At 71.5% G+C, this 21721-nt stretch carries 18 protein-coding genes; 10 read left to right on the top strand and 8 right to left on the bottom strand.

Features of this window, described 5'->3' with window-relative positions:
* Positions 1-239 (bottom strand): LysR family transcriptional regulator (locus O3Q52_RS14140; RefSeq protein ID WP_269649127.1); only part of this gene is annotated, 239 nt, incomplete at its 3' end.
* 93 nt (positions 240-332) lie between these two features.
* Between O3Q52_RS14140 and O3Q52_RS14145 the strand changes: the two genes are divergently transcribed.
* Positions 333-1070 (top strand): SDR family oxidoreductase, encoded by a 738-nt coding sequence (locus O3Q52_RS14145; protein ID WP_269649128.1) that lies wholly within the window; start codon positions 333-335, stop codon positions 1068-1070.
* An 8-nt stretch (positions 1071-1078) separates the two neighbouring features.
* On the opposite strand, the gene O3Q52_RS14150 is transcribed toward O3Q52_RS14145, so the two are convergent.
* On the bottom strand, positions 1079-2467 hold the full coding sequence (locus tag O3Q52_RS14150) for an amino acid permease (protein WP_269649129.1): 1389 nt from the start codon (positions 2465-2467) through the stop codon (positions 1079-1081).
* A gap of 187 nt (positions 2468-2654) precedes the next feature.
* On the opposite strand from O3Q52_RS14150, the gene mmuM reads away from it, so the two are divergent.
* Positions 2655-3599, top strand: a complete 945-nt coding sequence (gene mmuM / locus O3Q52_RS14155; RefSeq protein ID WP_269649130.1) for a homocysteine S-methyltransferase — start codon at positions 2655-2657, stop codon at positions 3597-3599.
* A 144-nt stretch (positions 3600-3743) separates the two neighbouring features.
* On the opposite strand, the gene O3Q52_RS14160 is transcribed toward mmuM, so the two are convergent.
* On the bottom strand, positions 3744-4775 hold the full coding sequence (locus O3Q52_RS14160; protein ID WP_269649131.1) for a LacI family DNA-binding transcriptional regulator: 1032 nt from the start codon (positions 4773-4775) through the stop codon (positions 3744-3746).
* 358 nt (positions 4776-5133) lie between these two features.
* On the opposite strand from O3Q52_RS14160, the gene O3Q52_RS14165 reads away from it, so the two are divergent.
* A complete protein-coding gene (locus tag O3Q52_RS14165) occupies positions 5134-6711 on the top strand; it encodes a carboxylesterase/lipase family protein (RefSeq protein WP_269649132.1) in 1578 nt (525 codons plus the stop codon).
* A gap of 22 nt (positions 6712-6733) precedes the next feature.
* Here the strand turns inward: O3Q52_RS14165 and O3Q52_RS14170 are convergent, their stop codons facing one another.
* From O3Q52_RS14170 to O3Q52_RS14180, 3 genes are all read right to left on the bottom strand, one after another.
* Positions 6734-6946: a hypothetical protein gene (locus O3Q52_RS14170; protein ID WP_332112908.1), complete on the bottom strand. Its 213-nt coding sequence runs from the start codon at positions 6944-6946 to the stop codon at positions 6734-6736.
* Between the two features lie 91 nt (positions 6947-7037).
* The gene (locus tag O3Q52_RS14175) at positions 7038-7733 is read right to left on the bottom strand and encodes a hypothetical protein (RefSeq protein ID WP_269649133.1); all 696 of its coding nucleotides are present in this window, start codon (positions 7731-7733) and stop codon (positions 7038-7040) included.
* 344 nt (positions 7734-8077) lie between these two features.
* Positions 8078-9220 carry an endonuclease/exonuclease/phosphatase family protein gene (locus O3Q52_RS14180; protein WP_269649134.1) on the bottom strand — a complete coding sequence of 381 codons (1143 nt, stop codon included), beginning with the start codon at positions 9218-9220 and terminating at the stop codon, positions 8078-8080.
* A 164-nt stretch (positions 9221-9384) separates the two neighbouring features.
* On the opposite strand from O3Q52_RS14180, the gene O3Q52_RS14185 reads away from it, so the two are divergent.
* Both O3Q52_RS14185 and O3Q52_RS14190 read left to right on the top strand, forming a co-directional pair.
* On the top strand, positions 9385-10092 hold the full coding sequence (locus tag O3Q52_RS14185; RefSeq protein ID WP_269649135.1) for a response regulator transcription factor: 708 nt from the start codon (positions 9385-9387) through the stop codon (positions 10090-10092).
* A 10-nt stretch (positions 10093-10102) separates the two neighbouring features.
* On the top strand, positions 10103-11191 hold the full coding sequence (locus tag O3Q52_RS14190) for a HAMP domain-containing sensor histidine kinase (protein ID WP_269649136.1): 1089 nt from the start codon (positions 10103-10105) through the stop codon (positions 11189-11191).
* 14 nt (positions 11192-11205) lie between these two features.
* Here O3Q52_RS14190 and thrS read toward each other — a convergent pair whose 3' ends face one another.
* On the bottom strand, positions 11206-12477 hold the full coding sequence (thrS, locus tag O3Q52_RS14195; RefSeq protein ID WP_269649137.1) for a threonine--tRNA ligase: 1272 nt from the start codon (positions 12475-12477) through the stop codon (positions 11206-11208).
* A 282-nt stretch (positions 12478-12759) separates the two neighbouring features.
* Here thrS and O3Q52_RS14200 point away from each other — a divergent pair, with 282 nt between their 5' ends.
* Positions 12760-13887, top strand: coding sequence for an aminoglycoside phosphotransferase (locus tag O3Q52_RS14200; protein ID WP_269649138.1), 1128 nt, complete (start codon positions 12760-12762; stop codon positions 13885-13887).
* A gap of 45 nt (positions 13888-13932) precedes the next feature.
* Here the strand turns inward: O3Q52_RS14200 and O3Q52_RS14205 are convergent, their stop codons facing one another.
* A complete protein-coding gene (locus O3Q52_RS14205) occupies positions 13933-15996 on the bottom strand; it encodes an autotransporter (protein WP_269649139.1) in 2064 nt (687 codons plus the stop codon).
* Positions 15997-16307: 311 nt separating this feature from the next.
* On the opposite strand from O3Q52_RS14205, the gene O3Q52_RS14210 reads away from it, so the two are divergent.
* From O3Q52_RS14210 to O3Q52_RS14225, 4 genes are all read left to right on the top strand, one after another.
* A complete protein-coding gene (locus O3Q52_RS14210; protein ID WP_269649140.1) occupies positions 16308-17417 on the top strand; it encodes a glycoside hydrolase family 43 protein in 1110 nt (369 codons plus the stop codon).
* Between the two features lies 1 nt (position 17418).
* Positions 17419-18831 carry an RICIN domain-containing protein gene (locus O3Q52_RS14215; RefSeq protein WP_269649141.1) on the top strand — a complete coding sequence of 471 codons (1413 nt, stop codon included), beginning with the start codon at positions 17419-17421 and terminating at the stop codon, positions 18829-18831.
* An 18-nt stretch (positions 18832-18849) separates the two neighbouring features.
* Entirely contained in the window at positions 18850-19899 is a 1050-nt protein-coding gene (locus O3Q52_RS14220; RefSeq protein ID WP_269649142.1) for a rhamnogalacturonan acetylesterase, read from the top strand.
* Between the two features lie 87 nt (positions 19900-19986).
* Positions 19987-21714, top strand: coding sequence for a DUF2264 domain-containing protein (locus O3Q52_RS14225; RefSeq protein ID WP_269649143.1), 1728 nt, complete (start codon positions 19987-19989; stop codon positions 21712-21714).
* The last annotated feature ends 7 nt before the right edge of the window (positions 21715-21721 follow it).

A 21721-nucleotide genomic window follows, 5' to 3' on the forward strand; every position in this document is an offset into this window, starting at 1 on the left:
GCGGTGGTCGCGTCGAGGGCTGCGCGGCCCTCGTGCAGCAGTACCTCCCCGGCGTCGGTCAGGGAGACGCCGCGACGGTTGCGTTCCAACAGGCAGACGCCGAGGCGCCGTTCGAGCTGCTGGATCGCCCGGGACAGCGGTGGCTGGGCCATGCCGAGGCGCTCGGCGGCGCGGCCGAAGTGCAGTTCCTCGGCGACGGCGACGAAGTACCTCAACTCGCGGGTCTCCAAGGTGTCCACGGCCACAGCGTAGCCCGGTGATACCTACCAGGTATGACAGAGCACTGGATCGGTGTTGGCCGCACCGCTCGTCCGCGAGTGAACATCAACGGCATGAGCGAAACGAAGATCGCGCTGGTCACCGGCGCGAACAAGGGAATCGGGTACGAGATCGCGGCCGGGCTTGGCGCCCTCGGGTACCGCGTGGGCGTGGGAGCCCGCGACGAGGTCCGGCGCGAGAGCGCCGTGGAGAAGCTGCGCGCCGCCGGGGTGGACGCGTTCGGGGTTCCGCTGGACGTGACCGCCGACCTGAGCGTCACCGATGGCGCGGAACTGGTCGAACGGCGGGCCGGGCGCCTGGACGTCCTGGTCAACAACGCCGGTATCTCGGGGGAGATGGGGCCGGGTTGGATACAGGACCCGACCGCGCTCGACCTCGACCTGGTCCGCACGGTTGTGGAGACCAACGTCATCGGTGTCATCCGGGTGACCAACGCGATGCTGCCGCTGCTGCGGCGCTCGACGTCGCCGCGCATCGTCAACGTCTCCAGTTCGGTCGCCTCCCTCACCCGGCAGGCGGACCCGGACATCGAGATCGGCCCCGTCATGGCGGCCTACTCACCGTCGAAGTCGTTCCTCAACGCCGTCACCGTGCAGTACGCCCGGCAGCTCGCCGACACGAACATCCTGATCAACGCCGCCTGCCCGGGCCTGGTCGCGACCGACTTCACCGGCTTCCAAGGACCCCGCACCCCCGAGCAGGGCGCGGCGACGGCGATCCGGCTCGCCACACTGCCCGACGGCGGCCCGACCGGTTCGTTCTTCGAGGACGACGGCGTCATCCCCTGGTGACCCTGGAGTCATCCCTTGGTGACTCCGGACGACCGCCCGCCCTCGGACCGCCCCCGCAGCCACACGTACACGGGGATCCCGGCGAACAGGAACAACACCCCCTGGTAGACGGCCGCATACCCGGCCCCCGCGATGAGCCAGAACGAGAAGGCGAAGGAGAGGGCGGCGACGATCAGGTCGCGTGCCAGGCCCGCGGGGCGGACGCGTTCGCGGGTGCCCTGGGCGAGCCAGTACAACTGGGCCGCGGCCGACAGGAGATACGGCACGCACCCGGTGAAGGTGGTGATGAGGACGAGTACGCGGAACGTGGCGTCGGGTCCCGCCGTGTAGTTGAGGCCGATCAGAACCGTGCCGAGGGAAGCGCAGGCGAGGACGCCGAAACCGGGGACCCCACCCTTGCCCACGCGGGCGAACCTCGCCGGGAACAGTCCGTCGCGGGCGGCGGCGTACGGCATCTGGGCGCTCATCAGGATCCACCCGTTGAGGCAGCCGACCATCGAGGCGACGGCGACGACCGCGATGAGCGTGCCGCCCCAGTGGCCGCCGGTCATCGCGTCCACGGCGTCGGCGAACGGCGCGCCGGACTCGGCGAGTTGGCCGTGCGGGACGAGCCCGAAGACCGCGACCGTGCCGAGGAGGTAGACGAGTGCCGAGCCGAGCGTGCCCAGCACGCTGGCGCGGCCGACCGTGCGCTCCGGGTCGCGGACCTCGCCCGCGCTCATCGCGGCCGACTCGACGCCCAGGAAGCTGTAGAGGAGCAGCGCGGCCGAGGCGGCGAGCGCGCCGGGCACGCTGTCGCCGGAGGCGTTGAAAGGGCCGAAGTTGTCGGTGTCGATGAAGAAGAGCCCGACGGTGGCGACCAGGAGCAGCGGCACGAACTTCAGGATCGTCGACACGATCTGCACCCCGCCGACCCAGCGGGTGCCCGCGAAGTTCGCGGCGGCGGGCAGCCACAGCGCGGCCGCGGCCACGGCCGCCTCCAGGGCACGGTTGCCGTCCAGCGGCAGCAGCACATCGGCGTATCCGACGGTCGCCACCGCGAGCGCGGCGATGCTGACCCAGGTCATGGTCCAGTACGACCAGGCCGACAGAAAGCCCGCGAACTCGCCGAACGCGTCCCGCGGATAGACGTAGAGCCCGCCGGTGACCGGGCTGCGGCGCGCGAGTTTCCCGAAGAGCAGGGCCAGCAGTACCGCGCCTACGGACAGGATGACGAAGGCGAGCAGGCTGACCGTGCCGTACGGGGCGACGGTGGCGGGCAGCACGAAGATGCCGCCGCCGATGATGTTGCCCATGACGAGGGCGGTGGCGGCGGCGAGGCCGAAGGTGCGGCGGGGTGCGGCGGGGGCCGGACCGGGGTGTGTTCCACCGGCCTCGGTGGTGCTGGGGGCAGTCATGGCACTTCCGGATTCCGTGGGGACGCGCCGCATCGCGTCCGGCGGCCACGGCGACGCCGGTCGACGCACTGCGGCGTACGGGGAGTGGGGAGGCCGTGATCGTAACCCCGCATCCCACATGGTGGGCGATCTGTTCACACACTGGACACGCTCGGGCGTCCGCCACGCCTTCGACTAGCGTCGTGGCATGAGCAGCGACCCCACCCGCGATCCCTCTCCCACCGCCCCGCGCACCCTCGCCGAGGCGCTCGCCACCGGCACCGTCGTCCTCGACGGCGGTATGTCCAACCAGCTCGAATCGGCCGGGCACGACCTGAGCGACGAACTGTGGTCGGCGCGGCTGCTCGCCGAGCGGCCCGAGGCGATCACCGAGGCACATCTGGCGTACTTCGAGGCGGGCGCGAACGTGGCGATCACCTCCAGCTACCAGGCGACCTTCGAAGGCTTCGCGGGGCGCGGCATCTCCCGCGAGCGAGCGGCCGAACTGCTCGGGCTCAGCGTCGAACTCGCCCGCGAGGCGGCCCGGCAGGCCGAGGCGAAGGGTGTGCGCGAGCCGCTGTGGGTGGCGGCGTCGGTGGGCCCGTACGGGGCGATGCTCGCGGACGGTTCGGAGTACCGGGGCAGGTACGGGCTGAGCGTCGCCGAACTGGAGGCGTTTCACCGGCCCCGCCTTGAGGTGCTGGCCGAGGCCGGTCCTGACGTCCTGGCCCTTGAGACCGTGCCCGACGCCGACGAGGCGCGGGCGCTGCTGCGGGCGGTGCGCGGGCTCGGCGTACCGGCGTGGCTGTCGTACAGCGTCGCCGGGGGCCGGACCCGGGCAGGGCAGCCGCTGGAGGAGGCCTTCGCGCTCGCCGCCGACGCCGACGAGGTGATCGCGGTCGGCGTCAACTGCTGCGTCCCCGACGACGTGGACGCCGCGGTGGAGACCGCCGCACGCGTCACCGGCAAGCCGGTCGTGGTCTACCCGAACAGCGGCGAGACCTGGGACGCCGAGGCGCGCGCCTGGACCGGCCGCTCCACCTTCACCCCCGAACAGGTCGGCGGCTGGGAGCGGGCCGGGGCCCGGCTGATCGGCGGGTGCTGCCGGGTCGGGCCGACGGCGATCACCGGGATCGCGGGGGCACTCGGCTGACAGGACTCACTCAGCTCACTCGGCTCACTCGATTCGCCCAACGCGCCCGGCTCCCTCGATTCGCCCGGCTCCCTCGCCTCGCTCGACTCCGCGTGAGGGCGGGGCGGGCCGGTGGGGTGCCGTGCTCGCCCGCACCCGGCCGGGTCAGCGGGGTGCTGCCGTGCTCGCCCGTACCACCAGCCGCGTGGACAACTCCGTACGCGTCCCCTCCGGCTGCTCGCCCGCCATCATCCGCACCAGCAGGCGCATCGCCGTCGCCGCCATCTCCGCGAGCGGCTGGCGGACGGTCGTCAGGGCCGGCGAGGCCCAGTGGGCCTCGGGCAGGTCGTCGAAGCCCACCACGCTGACGTCGTCCGGGACGGACAGCCCCCGCTCGGCCAGCGCCCGGTACGCGCCCAGAGCCATGCGGTCCGAGCAGACGAAGACGGCCGTGGGCGGTTCCGGAAGATCGAGGAGCTCCAGCATGCGGCGGTGCGCGGCGCTCTCGTCGAAGTTGCCGTAGCGCAGGTACTCGGGGCGGTGGCGCAGTCCGGCCGCCGCGAGCGCCGAGCGGTAGCCGGCGACGCGCGCGGTGCTGCACATCTTGCGGCGGTAACCGGCGATGACCGCTATGCGTTCGTGGCCGAGGGAGAGCAGATGCTCGGTGGCGGTCACCCCGCCGTGCCAGTTGGCCGCGCCCACCGAGACGACTCCGGACGGCGGCTCCAGCACCGGGTCGATCAGCACGAACGGGATGCGGTGCTGGTCCAGCCAGGCGTACTGGGACGCGGTCAGCTCGGCGAGGTTGAACAGCACCCCGGAGGAGCCGCGCGTGGAGAGCTTGTCCAGCCAGCCGCGCTCCGGCCGGCCGCCCCGGGTCCGGGTCAGGCCCGCCGAGACCACCACCTCCATGCCCGCGTCGTGCGCCGCCTCCTCCACGCCGTGCAGGATCGAGCCCGACCAGGAGTTCTCCAGCGAGTGGACGACGAGGTCGACCAGGCCGGGCGACTTCACCGCGTCGAACCGGGGTCTGCGGACATAGCCGAGCCGGTCGAGCGCCTCCGTCACCCGGCGGCGGGTCTCCGGCGCCACGTCCTCACGGCCGTTGACGACCTTGGAGGCCGTCGGTACGGAAACGCCCGCCTCGCGTGCGACGACCGCGAGGGTCGGCCCGGCCACGCTTCCGGTACGCACCATGGAAGCCCACCTCTCCAGGCCCCGTCCCGAGGGCCGTCGAAAGTTTCGGGTAGAAAGCGCTTCCTACAGTAAGGCCGCGGTGACACGCCGTGGAAGAGCGGGTATTCAACGGAATTTCGCGGAGTCGAAACTTTCGAAATGTCGAACACGCAGGTCCTGGGCGGTTGGCCGTGTCGCCCCGCGCTGCCGGACGGACCGCCAGACGGGCCGCCGTACGGACCACCGCACGGCGGATTTCGCCCTTCCGGGGGCCGCCCTGAACTTCCCCGGGCCGCTCCTGGGCTGCGTGACACAGGGATTGTGTGATGCGCTGAGGGGGCAGGCCCTGTGGTTCCCGCTCAGGTGAGGAGATGGTCGAATGACCGAGGGTCCCGTGGTCAGCACCCCGTACGGTGCCGTCCGAGGCCGTTACGAGAACGGCCTCGCCGTGTTCCGGGGCATCCCCTACGCCGCCCCTCCCTTCGGCCCCCGCCGCTTCCGTCCGCCCGTCCCGCCCGAGCCGTGGGACGGCGTCCGCGACGCGGGTGAGTTCGGGCCGACGCCGCCCAAGCCCCCGTACTCCGAGGCCTTCGCGAAGCTGCTCTCCGACCCGGTCGTGCCGGGCGACGACATCCTCAGCCTGAACGTGTGGACGCCCGAGCCGGGCCCCGGCGCCCGCCTGCCCGTCATGGTGTGGATCCACGGCGGGGCGCTGACCCGCGGCTCTTCGGCGGTCCCGGTGTACGACGGCCGGTCCTTCGCCCGCGACGGCCTGGTGTTCGTCTCCCTCAACTACCGCCTGGGCGTTGAGGGTTACGGCCTCTTCCCGGACGCCCCCGCCAACCCGGGCCTGCGCGACCAGCTCGCCGCGCTGGAGTGGGTGCGGGACGCGATCGCCGAGTTCGGCCGCGATCCGGACCGGGTGACCGTCTTCGGCGAGTCCGCAGGCGCGATCAGCATCGGCGCGCTGCTGGCGAGCCCGTACGCCCAGGGGCTGTTCCGGCGGGCCGCGCTGCAGAGCGGCCCGCCCGAGGTGACGGAACGGGACAAGGTGCGGCGCCTGGTACGGCGTATGGCCACGCGGCTGAAGATCCCCGCGACCGCCGAGGCGTTCGCCGCCGTCGACCGGGCCGCCCTGGCCGAGGCGCAGGCCGAGGTCGGCCGCCGTGCCAGCCCGGTCCTCGGGGGTCCCGCGTTCGGCATCGTCGTCGACGGAGACCTCGTGCCGCGCGACCCGCTGGAGGCGCTGCTGGACGGCGACGCGGCCCGGGACGTCGACCTGATGCTGGGCTGGACCAGCGAGGAGTACCGGCTGTGGCTCGCGCCCACCGGCCTCCTGGAACGCATCGACCGGCTCGGCCCGGTGGCCCTGGCCGGCGCGATGGCCCGCTGCCGCTGCGGCCCCGAGGTCCCGCGCGGATACCGGCTGGCCCATCCCGACGCGAGCACCGCCGACCTGGTGGGCCAGCTGGTCACCGACCATCTCCTCCGCGTCCCGCTGCACCGTCTGGCGGACGCCCACCCGGCACCCTCGTACGTCTACGAGTTCGCCTGGCCCTCCAACGTCCCCGGCCTCGGCGCCTGCCATGCCCTGGAGCTCGGCTTCGTCTTCGACACCGCCGACGTGCCCGAGGCCGCGAAGCTCGCCGGGCCCGGGGCCCCGCAGGCTCTCGCCGACGAGATGCACTCGGCGTGGGTGCGGTTCGCCGTCGAGGGGGATCCGGGGTGGCCGGTGTGGGACGCCACGCATCCGGTACGGGTCTTCGGGGCGGGGGAACCCGCGGTCGTGCACGGGCCGCGGGATCGCGAACTAGCCTTGTGGGAGGCCGAGTTCGCCGCCTCGGAGGTCACGGCCGACCCTGTCGATCCTGCCGACCGGAAGACGCAGAAGCCCGGTGCCGTGCCGCTGTCGGTCGTGCGGCGGCTTCGGAGGTCGGGAGGTGTGCGGCGGAGGTGACGGCCGAGGGGCCGCCCGCCTCTCACAGAGTGCGGATTCGCCCCGCCCAGCCGATTCCGCCGAGCAGGTGCTGCCGGAAGGCCGGATCCTCGTAGGCCTCCGAGGCGTGGACGGTGAAGCCGTGCGCGGCCCCGAGCGACCGCACGGCGGCGATGCCGTCGGGTATCGACTCGTGGCGGTAGTCCGTGGTGCGGGTGTGGACGAGGACACGGGGTTCGAGGTGCTGCGCTGCCATGGGGCCCGACTCTATGGCGCGCCGGCGCGCGGGGCGGAGGGCCGGGGGAGCGGGCGGGACTCCGAAATTTTCGGTCCGGCGGGCCGGTCGCTCAACCCGACGCGCCCACCTCGTTGTTGGGCGCCCCGTCGCCGACCGGTGGCAGGTCCCCGCGCTCGACCGGCTCGGTGGCGGTGCCCTCGGGGGCCGGTGGCAGGAGGGCGGTCAGCTCGGCGGCGTCCGGGTGGTGGGTCGCTTCCGCGGCCTCGCGCAGAACGGCGCGGTCCAGCCGGTTCGCGTCACCGACGAGCCGGATCACATGGCCGTCGCGGGGCAGGGCGTACTCGTGCCGGCCACCGGCCTTCCGGTACCAGGCGTCCCCGTCGCGCTCACAGGCGACCGACTCGCCCGACCCCTGCCCCACTTGGGTCTTCGGGCAGTTCTCCGCTGTCAACGTGCCCCGGTCCACGAAGAGTTCGAACTGGGCGTGGGTCTTCCGGGAGAAGTACGCGGCATGGAACCCGTCGCCCCCGAACACCCCCACCGACTGCTGGGCCACGGCGAACCCCGGGGCCTCGGTGACATAGACGAACTCCGGCGCGATCCCCAAGGCCCCGGCACGGGCGGCGAGTTCGGCAGGATCGGCGGGATCGGCCGAGCTGCCCGTGCCCTTGTCGGCACCTGCCGTGCCCTTACCGGTATCACCCGTGCCGGCCCCGGCACCCGCCTCCTCCGTACCGCAGGAAACGAGCAGCAGGGGCAGGAGCAGCAACGGCAGGACACGCATGGCACGCACGGAACGAATCATGGGCGCCATCCTGCCGCACGGGTGTTCCCCTCCGGGGTGTTCCCGATGCTGCGGGGGAGCGGGCACTCGGTGGGCTGTTCCCATGAGCCGTCAACAGTCCTTTCGCGGACTCCGCGTCGCCCTTGCCGTCGCAGCCGTCGCCCTGGGGACGCCCACCGCAGCCACCGCCGCACCGGCCGGGCCACCTGACCACGCCCCGCCCCGATCACACCCGAACACCCAGGCCTCATGACCATGAACCGCAACGGCGACCGGGGCGAGCAGCGACTGGAGGACACGGCCGTCGAGACCGAGTTCTGCGAGCGCTGACAGCGCCTGGCGGACAGTTCAGGTGAACTCGGTGTTCACCAGCTGATCCTCGCCGCCACCGGCAGGTGGTCGCTGCCGGTGGCCGGCAGTACCCATGAGCTCTGCGGCTCCACACCGCGGACCAGGATCTGGTCGATCCGTACGACCGGGAACCCCGCCGGCCAGCTGAAGCCGAAGCCGTCCCCGGCCGTTTCCTGGGCCGAGTGCAGCTGCGAGGTGAGGCCGTCGAACGCGCGGTCGTCCGTCGTGCCGTTCAGGTCGCCGAGCAGCACCACCCGCTCGTTCGGCTCGGCCGCGACGGCCTCGCCGAGCTTCTGCGCGCCCTCGTCCCGCTGGCTCGTCGACAGGCCCGCCCTGGGATTGACGCGTACGGACCCGAGGTGGGCCACGTACACCGCGAGCGGCCCCTGGTCCGTGGCCACCGTGGTGCGCAGCGCCCGGGGCGTGGCCGCCTTCTCCTCGGCCGACAGGTTCCTCGCCAGCGGCCCGGCCTTGCCCGGCATCGCGACGTCGACGGTCCGGGTGTCAGACAGCGGGCGCTTGCTCCACAGCCCGACCGTGCCCTTGACCGTGTGGTACGGGTACGCCTTCGCCAGCCCCTTCCCGTAGGCGCCCCGGGCCCGCCCGGTCAGCTCCTCCAGCGCCAGCACGTCCGCACCGGAGGCGGCCAGGTCGCGGGCGGTGCCGGCCGGGTCGGAGTTGCCGGCGCCGACGTTGTGGCTGACCACGGTGAGGTCACCGCCGGGGTGGGACTTGTCGCTGAGCACGCCGCCGAAGAGGTTCAGCCACACCGTGACCGGCAGCAGCAGCGCGACCACGGTGGAGGCCGAGCGGCGCCACAGCGCCCCGGCCAGCAGCACCGGGACGAACAGGCCGAACCACGGCAGGAAGGTCTCCACCAGGCTGCCGACGTTCTTCAGCCCGTCCGGGATCTTCGCGTGCAGCAGCATGAGCAGGCCGAGGAGCAGCGCGAGCGCCGCCAGCACCGGGCCGCGCTTCCAGGGCTCAGGCCGGGAGACGGCGCGGATCGCCCGGCGGATGCCCGCACGCCAGGCAACGGAGCCGCCACCCCGGGGGTCGGCACCCCGGCGGCCGGCGTCGCCCTGTCCGGTCTCCGCCGTGTCCCGCGCGTCGGCGGCCATGGGTTCGTGAGTGTCCTGCTGGGGGGTGGTCGTCATCGTGTGGAGGCTCCCGGTCGACGGGGCCGAGGCCGGCCACGGCCGGTTCCTGTTCGTGCTGGTTCGCTGCTGGACATGCCCCCAGTCAAGGCAGCGCGGTGTTGCGGGCACGTATGCGGTTTTCGATATGTCGGCGATATACGTCGGCTCGTAGCATCGGGCGTATGCGTGTGCTGATCGTCGAGGACGAGCCCTTTCTGGCGGAAGCCATCCGCGACGGCCTGCGACTGGAGGCGATCGCCGCCGACCTCGCGGGTGACGGCGACACCGCTCTGGAACTGCTGGGCATCAACACGTACGACATCGCCGTCCTCGACCGCGACATCCCGGGCCCCTCCGGTGACGAGATCGCCAAGCGCATCGTCGCCTCCGGCAGCGGCATGCCGATCCTCATGCTCACCGCCGCCGACCGGCTCGACGACAAGGCCTCCGGGTTCGAACTCGGCGCCGACGACTACCTCACGAAACCTTTCGAACTCCGGGAACTCGCGCTCAGGCTCAGAGCACTCGACCGCAGACGCGCCCACAACAGGCCGCCCGTGCGGGAGATCGCGGGTCTGCGCCTGGACCCGTTCCGCAGAGAGGTCTACCGCGACGACCGCTACGTCGCGCTGACCCGGAAGCAGTTCGCCGTGCTCGAAGTCCTCGTCGCCGCCGAAGGCGGCACCGTCAGCGCCGAAGAACTCCTGGAACGCGCGTGGGACGAGAACGCCGACCCGTTCACCAACGCCGTGCGCATCACCGTCTCGGCCCTGCGCAAGCGGCTCGGCGAACCCTGGATCATCGCCACTCTGCCGGGCGTCGGCTACCGCATCGACACGCAACCGGAGACCGGACACGGGGCCGGGCACGGGGGAGGGGACCGTGGATAGGCGGCCCGGCATGAGCGTTCGCCTCAAACTCACCCTCAGCTACGCCGGATTCCTCATGATCGCCGGCGTCCTGCTGCTCGCGGCGGTGTGGGTGTTCCTCCTGCGGTACGTCCCCGATCGGGCGATGCTCAAAAACCCCGACGACAGGCCCGACGGTGTTTTTCCCATCCGGTCCGTCCTCCTGGACGTCTTCGCTCCGAGGGCGGCCGCGGTACTGGCGTTCCTGCTGGTGTTCGGCCTCGTGGGAGGGTGGATCCTCGCCGGCCGCATGCTCGCCCCGCTGACCCGCATCACGGAGGCCACCCGAACCGCCACGAACGGATCGCTCTCCCACCGGATCCGGCTGCCGGGCCGCAAGGACGAGTTCCGCGAACTCGCCGACGCCTTCGACGCGATGCTCGCCCGGCTCGAAGCGCACGTCGCCGAACAGCAGAGATTCGCGGCCAACGCCTCGCACGAGCTGCGTACCCCGCTGGCGGTCTCGAAGGCACTTCTCGACGTGGCGCGCGCCGATCCGAACCAGGACGCCGGCGAGGTCATCGACCGCCTCCACGCCGTCAACACCCGGGCGATCGACCTCACCGAAGCACTCCTTCTGCTCAGCCACGCCGACCAGCGCTCCTTCACCCGGGAACACGTCGACCTGTCCCTCCTGGCGGAAGAAGCCGTCGAGACACTCCTCCCCCTCGCCGAGAAGCGTGGCGTCACCTTCGAAACCTCCGGCGACATCACGCCCACCCTCGGATCGCACGCGCTCCTGCTGCAGCTGACCACGAACCTCGTGCACAACGCGATCGTCCACAACCTGCCCGAACAGGGCACGGTATGGGTCGACACCAGTGCCCGCCCCGACACCGTGGTGCTCACCGTCGAGAACACCGGTGAGAAGCTCACCCCGGAGCAGGTCTCGACACTCACCGAACGGTTCCAGCGCGGCACCGAACGCGTACACACCGACCACGCGGGCGTCGGCCTCGGCCTGGCCATCGTCAAGACCATCACCGACGCCCACGACGGAACACTCACCCTCACCCCGCGCCCCGACGGCGGGATCCGCATCACGGTGGAGCTACCGGCCGCGCCCTCCGGAGCGAGCTGACCCAAAGGCCCTGCTCAGGCCGAGCCGTCCCACAGTTCGGTGCTGTGGGCCTCGGTCAGTGCCGCGACCCGGTCGACGACCTCCTCGGCCGGTCGCGGTTCGAGGCGGCGGCCGTCGCGCAGACGGACTGCCACCCGGTCGTCCACGGCTTCCTTCGCGCCGATCACCGCCTGGTACGGGACCAGACGGGACGCCCGGACACGGGCGCCCAGGCTGCCGCTCTCCGGGCCCGCGACCTCGGCCCGCAGACCCCGTTCGGCGCAGCGCCGGGCGAAGGCGGCGGCGTTCGGGAACTCCGCGTCCGAGATCGGCAGGATCACCAGCTGGGTCGGCGCGAGCCAGGGCGGGAAGGCGCCGCCGTGCTGCTCGACGAGGTGTGCCACGGCACGCTCCACGCTGCCGATGATGCTGCGGTGGACCATGACCGGCCGGTGCCTGCCGCCGTCCGCGCCGATGTAGTGCAGGCCGAACCGCTCGGGCTGGTGGAAGTCGACCTGCACGGTGGAGAGGGTGGACTCCCGGCCCGCGCCGTCGGCGACCTGGACGTCGATCTTCGGACCGTAGAACGCGGCCTCGCCCTCGGCCGCCTCGTACGGCAGCCCCGAGCGGTCCAGGACCTCGGTCAGCAGCGCGGTGGACCGTTGCCACAGCTCGGGCGCGGCGACGTACTTGCCGCCGGGGCCGGGCAGGGACAGCCGGTAGCGGACCGGGTCGATCCCGAGCGCCTCGTACGCCCGGCGGATCATCTCCAGCGCCGCCCCCGCCTCGTCGGCCACCTGGTCCAGGGTGCAGAAGATGTGCGCGTCGTTGAGCTGGATCGCCCGTACGCGGGTGAGGCCGCCGAGTACGCCGGACAGCTCGGAGCGGTACATGCCGCCCAACTCAGCCATTCTGAGCGGGAGTTCGCGGTAGCTGTGGGGGCGGGAGCGGTAGATCACCGCGTGGTGGGGACACAGGCTCGGGCGCAGCACGACCTGCTCCGAGCCCAGTTCCATCGGCGGGAACATGTCCTCGCTGTAGTGCGACCAGTGCCCCGAGATCTCGTACAGCTCCCGCTTGCCGAGCACCGGCGAGTACACGTGCCGGTAGCCGGCCCGCCGCTCCTCGCCGCGGATGTACTCCTCCAGGGTGTGCCGTACGGTCGCGCCGTCGGGCAGCCAGTACGGCAGCCCCGCCCCGATCAGCGGATCGGTGTCGAACAGGTCCAGCTCACGGCCGAGCCTGCGGTGGTCGTGGCGGTCGCCTTGGTTCTGGCCGTGGCTGCTGTCGGTGTGGTTGTCGTTCATGGTGGCGGTCTCCTCGTGGACGGGAAGATGTCCGGGCGAGCGACCGGGAACGCCGAAGCCCCGGGGCACTCGCCCCGGGGCTTCGGACTGGCTCATGAGTCAGCGCGCCGGGACACTCTCCGGCGTCGTCGTCATATGGGCGCGCTTCATGACGGGGACGGTAGCAAGGGGCCGGGGGAGCGCGCGCGGGGTTTTTCTCCGCGCACCGGTCGGGGCTCGTGCTCCCGGCCGCCGGGTGCCGTCCTCCCGGCCCCGGCCCGCACGGTCTTTTAGGATCACCGCATGAGTGACGTCGCACCGCTCACCCCGCAGCTCGCCGGCGAAGTCCGGCAGGTCTTCCAACTCCCGCCCGACCGCGCCGAGTTCGAGCCCCTCACCCACAACCCCAGGAACGGCGTCACGGCCGGCGTCTGGCGCGTCACCGCAGGCGGGCGCTCCGCCGTCCTCAAGGTGCTGACCCGCGCCAAGGACACCACCGAGACCTGGGCGGCCTCGGAGGACCCGCGCCACTGGAACTTCTGGCGGCGCGAGGCCCATGTGTACGAGGAGGGGGTCGCCCGGGTCTGGCAGCCGTGGGGCATCACCGCGCCCGAACTGCTGGCGTCCGTCGAACGGCCCGACGGAGACGTGGCGTTGTGGCTGGAGGACGTACGCGACGGCGACCCCGCCACGGCATGGCCGGTCGCGCGGCACGCCCGGCACGCCGAACGGCTGGGCGCCGCCCACGGCAGGGCACTGGCGGACGGCGTGGTCCTCGACCGGCCCTGGCTCAGCCGCCGCTTCCTGCGGGACTACACCTTGGGCCAGACGGTGGGCCGGGAGCTGCTGGACGACGACACGGCATGGCAACAGCCGCTCGTACGCGACCACTTCCCCGACGGGCTGCGCGAGCGGATGGTGCGGCTGCACCAGGAACGCGAGTGGTTCCTGCGGACCATGGAGTCGCTGCCCCGGGTCTTCAGCCACCTCGACCAGTGGCCCGCCAACCTCGTCTCGCGCCACGGCGAAAGCGTCCTGCTGGACTGGGCGTTCGCCGGTGACGGCGGGCTCGGCGAGGACGTCGGCAACTACATCCCCGACACCGTCTTCGACCTGTTCCTGCCCGCCGCCCGGCTCCCCGAGCTGGCGACCGCCGTGTACGAGGGCTATGTACGCGGCCTGCGCGCGGGCGGCTGGCAGGGCGACGAGCGCCTGGTCCGCCTCGGTGTGTGCGCCTCCGCCGTCAAGTACGACTGGCTCACCGCCCTGATGCTGTCCCGCGCGAGCGACGAACGGCAGCTCGACTACGGCGGCGGCCGCACCGTCGAGGCCGAGCGCCGCTACCGGGAACGCGGAGTGGTGCTGGCGTTCCTGGCGGACTGGGCGGACGAGGCGCGGCGGCTCGCGGACGACCTGGGTTTCCCCCGCTGAGCCTTACCTCTTGAGCGAGGGGCGAGTGCCTCCTCGCCGCGCCGGTCACCGCGCCGACGCGTGCCGGCCGCCCTTCCCGTCCCTTCCGCGCCCCCGCCGACGCCTGGTCACCGGGATCATCAGCGTGGCCAGCAGCCCCAGCGCGGCGGCGACCAGCCACCACGCGCGCGGTATGGGGCTCTCGTCGGCAGCGTTCTGCGTACGCGCGGCCTTCGGTACGGCCGACTCCGCGGCGGCGCGGGCGGTCGCGGACGGGCTCGCGGTGGTGGCGGCGGTCAGAACGACGTCGTTGCCGTCACCGCCCCGGTAGCTGATCCGGTACCTGGTCTTGCCCACCTTGACCGCAGCACCTTCCTTCAGCCCGGTGAACGTGCCAGTCGTCCTCGCTTTGCCCGAGTGGTCGATCAGCGTGACCGTCCCAGTCTCCGTCTCCGTCTCCGACCCCGAGCGGGCGTCCAGCTTGCCCGCCAGCGCCACGTTGCCCCCGACCTTCAACGTTTTGCCCCCTACGACGAGTTGACCACCCGACCGCTGCCTGTAGTCCCCGGTCACGGTCACCCCGCCCGAGACCTTGCCCGTACTCGTCACCGAGCCGACGACCGTGCCCCTGCCGGACAGGGAGGTGGTCAGGTTCAGGGCCGCGCCGGGTGCCTTGCGGACGTCGAGCCGCGCGCCGGACGCCGTGAGGCGGATCGCCCTGCTGCGGGCCAGGCCCGTCCCGTCGAGCGCGAGCGTGCCCTTCGTGACGGTCGTCGTCCCGGTGTACGTCACCGCCGTGCCCGACAGCGTGGTCGTCGCCGCACCCGACTGCGTGAGGGACCCGCCGCCGCTGATCCGGGACAGAACCAGCGGCTTGGAGGTGTTGCGGAGCACCAGCGAGCCGTCGTTGACCACCTTGTAGAGGTCACCCTTGGTGTACAGCCCGCCGTCGCCGCCCGCCTTCCCGCTGCCCAGCCGCAGGACCGCACCCTTCCGGACGGTCGTGGAGCCGTCGTAGTACTGGACGGCGGCGAAGGTGACGTCGTTGCCCTTGGTCCCCTTGACGACGACGTCCCCGGCACCGGGCGCGGACAGCGTGTCGTGGAACCGGCCGCCGCCGATGGGCGCGCCGAGCGTCACGGGCCCGTTGTAGTCGAAGGTGAGCAGTGAACGGGCCCTGGCGGCAAGCAAGTTGATGTAGACGGTCTCGGCCGTCCCCGGCATGAAGATCTTGTTGGTGGTCCCGTCGCCCCACTGGACATTGGCACCCTTGATGTTGGTGCCGCGCTTGTTGACGTTCTTCGTCGCCGGCCGCCAGTTGAGAGCCGGGTCGCTGAGCGAGGGGCTGGTGTCGCCGCCCTGGTTCGACCAGCTGTACTGGCCGGTGAGTACGACCTTGCTGCCGGGCCGCGACTGGACGTTGATGTCGCTGCCGTACTCCCGCTGGTAGAAGTTCTGCCGCAGGGTGACCGTCCGGCCGAGCGGGGTGTCGACGGTCCAGGTGCCCTGGTTGAGGATGGCGCGGGCGTTCGGCAGGGACACCGGGTACTCGGACTTGCCCGCGTCCATCGCGGTGCCGTTGTCGATCACTCCGGTGAACGGGTGCGTGCCCGCGATGTCGAGCTTGCCCCACATGAACCGCGGCTGGCTGACCAGCCCCGAACCGCTGATCGTGCCGAGGTTGAAGGTCCGTACGAGGGAGAGCCGCAGGGTTCCGTCGACCCTGACGTTGAGCTGGTTCAGCTGGTAGCCCGGGGTGTTGTACGGGAAGTGCCCGATCAGACCCGTGCCGCCGCCCGTGCCGTACTGGAGGGTGGCCCCGCGCTCGACGGTGATCGCGGGCGGGTCCGGGTCGCTCACGGTGGTGTACGGGTGGTTGCCGCCCTGGGTGGCGACCCGCTGCCGCTGACGGGACTTGGGCAGCGTGAAGTCGCTGTCCTTGGTGAGGACCAGGGTGCCGGAACCGCGCACGGTGAGCGTGCCCTCGCCCCGGAACACCCCGTCGTACGTGGTCTCCCCGGCCGGCACGGTCACCACGGTGTCGCCGCTCAGCGTCACGTCCCGGTCGGCGAGCACCGCCGCGGTGACGTCCTTCGCCTCGGCGGGCGCCGCGACCGCGCCCGGTGCCATGACTCCTGTCGCGACGACGACGGCGAGCGCTGCGCCGACTCCCGACGCCCGTCCACGAATCCCCGACGCCCGTCCACGAATCCCTGTCGCCCGTACGCGAATCCCTGCCGCCGGTACGCGGATGTTCTTGTTCACGTCCGTGGAGACGGGTTCGGCCGGGGGCCGATAACAGAAACTTCGGTCGCAAAAGTTTCGCTCGTCGGATCGCTCCCGATCCGTTGACCTCCCCGGAACGCGCCCTTACGGTTTCGGCGTTTCTTAATGTCAGATGTTGTTCGAAATTGTGAACATGAGCGTGGAGGGGCACACGCATGAGCCGCAATGACGACGTCGGCCCGTCCGAAGTCCCCAGCCGCAGACTCCTCCTGAAGGGCGCCTTGGCCGCGGGCGCCCTCACGGCCGTACCTGGGGTCGGGGTCGCAGCAGCCGAGGCCGCCGCCGGGGCCGCCGATGGCGGGGCCGGGCCGGGCGGCCCGTACGTCAACCCGCTCGTCCGCAACCGCGCCGACCCGCACATCCACCGACACCGGGACGGCCACTACTACTTCACGGCCACGGCCCCCGAGTACGACCGGATCATCCTGCGCCGCTCCCGGACCCTGCGCGGGCTGACCGGGGCCGCCGAGTCCGTGATCTGGACGAAGCACGCGAGCGGTGACATGGGCGCCCACATCTGGGCGCCGGAGATCCACCACATCGACGGCAAGTGGTACGTCTACTTCGCCGCCGCGCCCGCGAACGACATCTGGGCCATCCGCATCTGGGTGCTGGAGAACGCGAGCCGCGACCCCTTCCGCGGGGAGTGGGTCGAGAAGGGCCAGTTGAGGACGGCCTGGGAGACCTTCTCCCTCGACGCCACCACCTTCACCCACCGCGGGAGCCGCTATCTGGCCTGGGCGCAGCACGAGCCCGGCATGGACAACAACACCGCCGTCTGGCTGTCCGAGATGGCGAGCCCGTGGACCCTGACAGGTCCTCAAGTTCGGCTCACGACACCAGAGTTGCCGTGGGAAGTGATCGGCTTCAAGGTCAACGAAGGGCCGTCGGTCATCAAGCGCAACGGCCGCGTCTTCATGTCGTACTCGGCGAGCGCCACCGACTTCAACTACTGCATGGGCCTGCTGACCGCCGACGCCCGCAGCGACCTCATGGACCCCGCGAACTGGTCCAAGTCGCCGACCCCCGTCTTCACGAGCAACGACACCACCAAGCAGTACGGCCCGGGCCACAACAGCTTCACCGTCGCCGAGGACGGCCGCACCGACGTCCTCGTCTACCACGCCCGCCAGTACAAGGACATCGTCGGCGACCCGCTGAACGACCCCAACCGGCACACCCGCATTCAACGGCTCGGCTGGAAGCCCGACGGCACCCCCGACTTCGGCGTCCCCGTGGCCGACACCTCGAAGGAGAGTGTCTGAGATGAGACGTGCGTACGCGGTACTCCTGGCTCTCTGTCTGGCGCTGGCCGGCGCACTCGTCACGGCCGGTCCGGCCCAGGCGGCACCCCAGACAGTCACCAACGGCACGCAGTTCACCGACACCAGTGGCAACCCCGTGCGCGCACACGGCGGCGGGGTCATCAAGGTCGGCGCGTACTACTACTGGTTCGGTGAGAACCGGAACACCGACAACACCTTCCGGTACGTGGACGCCTACCGCTCGACGGACCTGAAGAACTGGGAGTTCCGCAACCACGTCCTCACCCAGGCGAGCGACCCCGAACTTGCGACCGCGAACATCGAGCGGCCGAAGGTCATGTACAACGCGTCCACCGGCAAGTTCGTGATGTGGATGCACAAGGAGAACGGCGTCGACTACGGCGAGGCCCGCGCGGCGGTCGCCGTGTCGGACACCGTGGACGGCAACTACACCTGGCAGGGCAGTTTCCGGCCGCTCGGCACGCACATGTCCCGTGACATCACGGTGTTCGTGGACACCGACGGCGCCGGCTACATGATCTCGGCGGCCCGCGAGAACTACGACCTCCAGATCTACCGCCTGACCGCCGACTACACGGGCATCGCGAGCCTGGCCGCCAACCCCTGGCCCGGCGGCCACCGTGAGGCCCCGGCGCTCTTCAAGCGGGGCGGCGTCTATTTCATGCTGACTTCGGGCGCCACGGGCTGGAACCCCAACCAGCAGCAGTACGCCACGGCGACCTCGATCGCGGGCCCCTGGACGGCGATGACGAACGTCGGCGACTCGACGACCTACGGCTCGCAGACGGCGTACGTCCTTCCCGTGCAGGGGAGTTCGGGCACCTCGTACCTCTACATGGGCGACCGCTGGGGCAACTCCTTCGGCGGCACGGTCAACGACTCCCGTTACGTGTGGCTGCCGTTGACCTTCCCGAGCTCCACCACGATGTCCATGTCCTGGTCCCCGGAGGTCACCGTCGACACGACCGCCGGGACGGTCACCGGTACGAGCGCCACCTACAACACGCTGATCGCCCGCAACTCCTCCAAGTGCGCCGACGTGACCAGCCAGTCGCTCTGGGCGGGCGCCCAGATCAAGCAGTACACCTGCAACGGCGGCAACAACCAGAAGTACTGGCTCAAGTCCCTGGGCAGCGGCTACTACCAGCTGAACGTCCGAGGCAGCTCCCTGTGCGTGCAGGAGAACGCCAACACCGTCACCCAGGAGAACTGCAGCTCCTCGGCGACCAGCCAGCAGTGGTCGCTCACCACCAGCGGCTCCTACGTGAGCATCACGTCCCGTGCGAGTGGCGAGTGCCTGGACGTGAACGGCGCTTCCACCGCCGACTCCGCCGCGATCATCACGTACACGTGCAACGGTGCGACCAACCAGCAGTGGACCCGAGGGACTTGAGGGAATTGAGGAGTCGCGTTGAGACGCACGACGATCACCCTGCTGGCCACGCTGACCATCGCCACGGCCTTGTCCGCCGTCCCGGCCCAGGCGCACGGCCGCGGGACGGGGACGGGCCTGGGGATGGAGAACTGCACCGCGACCGCATGCCACTTCGACGTCGCGCCCGGCACGTACGACGTACGTGTCCGGCTCGGCGGTGACACCGCGGCGAGCACCGGCATCACGGGCGAGACGCGACGCACCCTGCTCGCCGAGACGCCCACCGGGGCGGGCGAGCCGGTGACCCGCACCTTCACCGTGAACGTCCGTACACCCGAGGGCGAACCCACCGGAGCCGAGGGCACGCCCGGTCTCGACCTGGTCGTCGGCGGCTCGGCGCCCGCGCTCGCCGACATCCGGGTCACTCCGGCCGCAGCCAGGCACACCCGGCAGATCTTCCTCGTCGGCGACTCCACGGTCTGCGACCAGCCGGGCGACCCCTACTCCGGCTGGGGCCAGCAACTCCCGCAGTACCTCCGCAAGGGCGTCTCGGTCGCCAACTACGCGGATTCCGGTGAGAGTACGGTCACCTACCTCGCCGACCCGCGGCTCTTCGCGACCGTCCAGCCGCTGATCCGCAAGGGCGACCTGGTTCTCATCCAGCTCGCCCACAACGACAAGCAGACCGACGAGGCGACGTACCGCGCGAACCTCGAAACGCTCGTCGCGGGCGTACGGGACAAGGGTGGCCGACCGGTTCTGGTCACTCCGATCGTCCGCCGCTGGTTCAACAGCGACGGCACTCTCAACAACGGCACGGCCCTGCTGGTGAACGGCCTGGGCGTCGACCATCCGGCCGTCACCCGCTCGGTCGCCGCCGCCCACGACGTGCCGCTCATCGACCTCACGGCCAGGACGAAGGCCCTGGTCGAGTCGCTGGGTGTCGAGGGCTCCAAGGCGCTCTACCTCTACAACGAGAAAAGGGACAACACACACACCTCCGCGTACGGCGCGACGGCGTACGCGGAACTGGTCCGCGACGAACTACTTGCCCAACACCTGGTGCCCGAGCGCCTGGTGAGGTGAGCTGGACTCCTGGGGCGTCCCGTCCGGAACCGGGGCGTCCCAGGTACCACCCGTTCCACCCGAGCGAGAGAGCAGGAAGCCCGACCGATGTCCGCAGGCCCCGCCGGAGTCCCCGAGGACCGCACCCTCAGCCCGTACACCGGCTACACACGCGCCCACTGGGAGGCGGCGGCCGACTCCCTGCTCGCGGCCGTGGAGCCGTACGCGACCGAGGACCGCGCCCTCTACCACCTGCCCGGCGAGCACACGAGCTGGTCGGGCCGCCTCTCCGACGGCCTGGAGGGATACGCCCGTACGCTGATGCTGGCGGCCTTCCGCCGAGACGAGAAGGCCCTGGAGCGGTACGCCGAAGGCCTCGCCGCCGGAACGGCCGGCGTCTGGCCGCGCATCGAGGACCGAAGCCAGCCCCTCGTCGAGGCCGCCTCCATCGCCCTCGCCCTGCGCCTCACCCGGCCCCTCCTCTGGGACCGCCTCGACGACGGCGTACGGCAGCGGGCCGCGGCCTGGCTCGGCGACGCGCTGACGGCCGAACCCTGGCCCTGCAACTGGGAGTTGTTCCCGGTGACGGTCGGCGGCTTCCTGGAAGACATCGGGTACGAGCCCACGCTGTCCCGTGCCGCGATCGACCGGGGCCTCGACCGCATCGAGCAGTGGTACGTCGGCGACGGCTGGTACACCGACGGCGACGGGCAGGCCTTCGACTACTACAACGGCTGGGCCATGCACCTGTACCCGGTGCTGCACGCCTGGCTGGCCGACGACGAGCGGCTGCTCGACCTCTACGGCGGCCGCCTCTCGGCCCATCTCGCCGACTACGCCCGCCTGTTCGGGGGCGACGGCGCGCCGATGCACCAGGGCCGCTCACTGACCTACCGTTTCGCGACGACCGCCCCCCTCTGGCTCGGCGCGTTCACCGGCCGTACGCCCCTGTCGCCGGGCGGGACACGGCGACTGGCGTCCGGCGCGCTGAAGTACTTCCTCGACCGGGGAGCCGTCGACGACCGCGGCCTGCTCAGCCTCGGCTGGCACGGTCCCAACTCGGCCGTCCTGCAGGGCTATTCGGGCCCCGCTTCCCCGTACTGGGCGAGCAAGGGCTTCCTCGGCCTGCTGCTCCCGCCGGACCACGAGGTGTGGACCGCGACCGAGGAGCCCCGGCGGACGGACCGGGCTGACGAGTCCCACCCGATCGGCCCTCCCAACTGGCTTCTCCAGTCGACGAGTTCGGACGGCCTGGTCCGCCTCCACAACCACGGCAGCGAGGACGTCCGCTACGACCCGTACTACACACGGCTCGCGTACTCGACGGTGACGACGCCCTCACCGTCGTACGACAACAGCGTGATCGTCGGAGACGACCCGAGCCGTACCGGCATCGAGCCGTTGGGCGTGGGCGAGGGCTGGGCGGCCTCCCGGCACACGACGGCCTCCGGTGCCCGCGTCACGAGCCTCGTGCTGGCCGAGGGCGCGGTGGAGGTACGGGCGTTCCGGGTGTCGGGCGCGCCCGAGGGGACGGCGGTACGGGTCACGGGATGGGCGGCGGGGGAGGGCGGCGCGCGCGCCGAACTCCAGCCTGTCCAGGGCCTGTTGAGCGCCTCCGACGGATTGACCGGCGTCACGTCCGCCGCGGGCACCGTCTTCGTCGCGCTCGCCCGTCTCACCGCCGAGCGGGATCCGGTCCCGCTGGGGGAGTCGGTGGCCGTGACCGTCGTGGACGGGACGAACGAGATCCACGTCCGCTGGAGCGGCGGGCGCGAGGTGTGGGCCCGGCTGGACGACGGGGCGCTCGCGGTCGGGACCACCCGACCGGGCGCCTGAACGTGCG

This window comes from Streptomyces sp. ActVer, assembly GCF_027270795.1.
Lineage (GTDB): Bacteria > Actinomycetota > Actinomycetes > Streptomycetales > Streptomycetaceae > Streptomyces > Streptomyces umbrinus_A.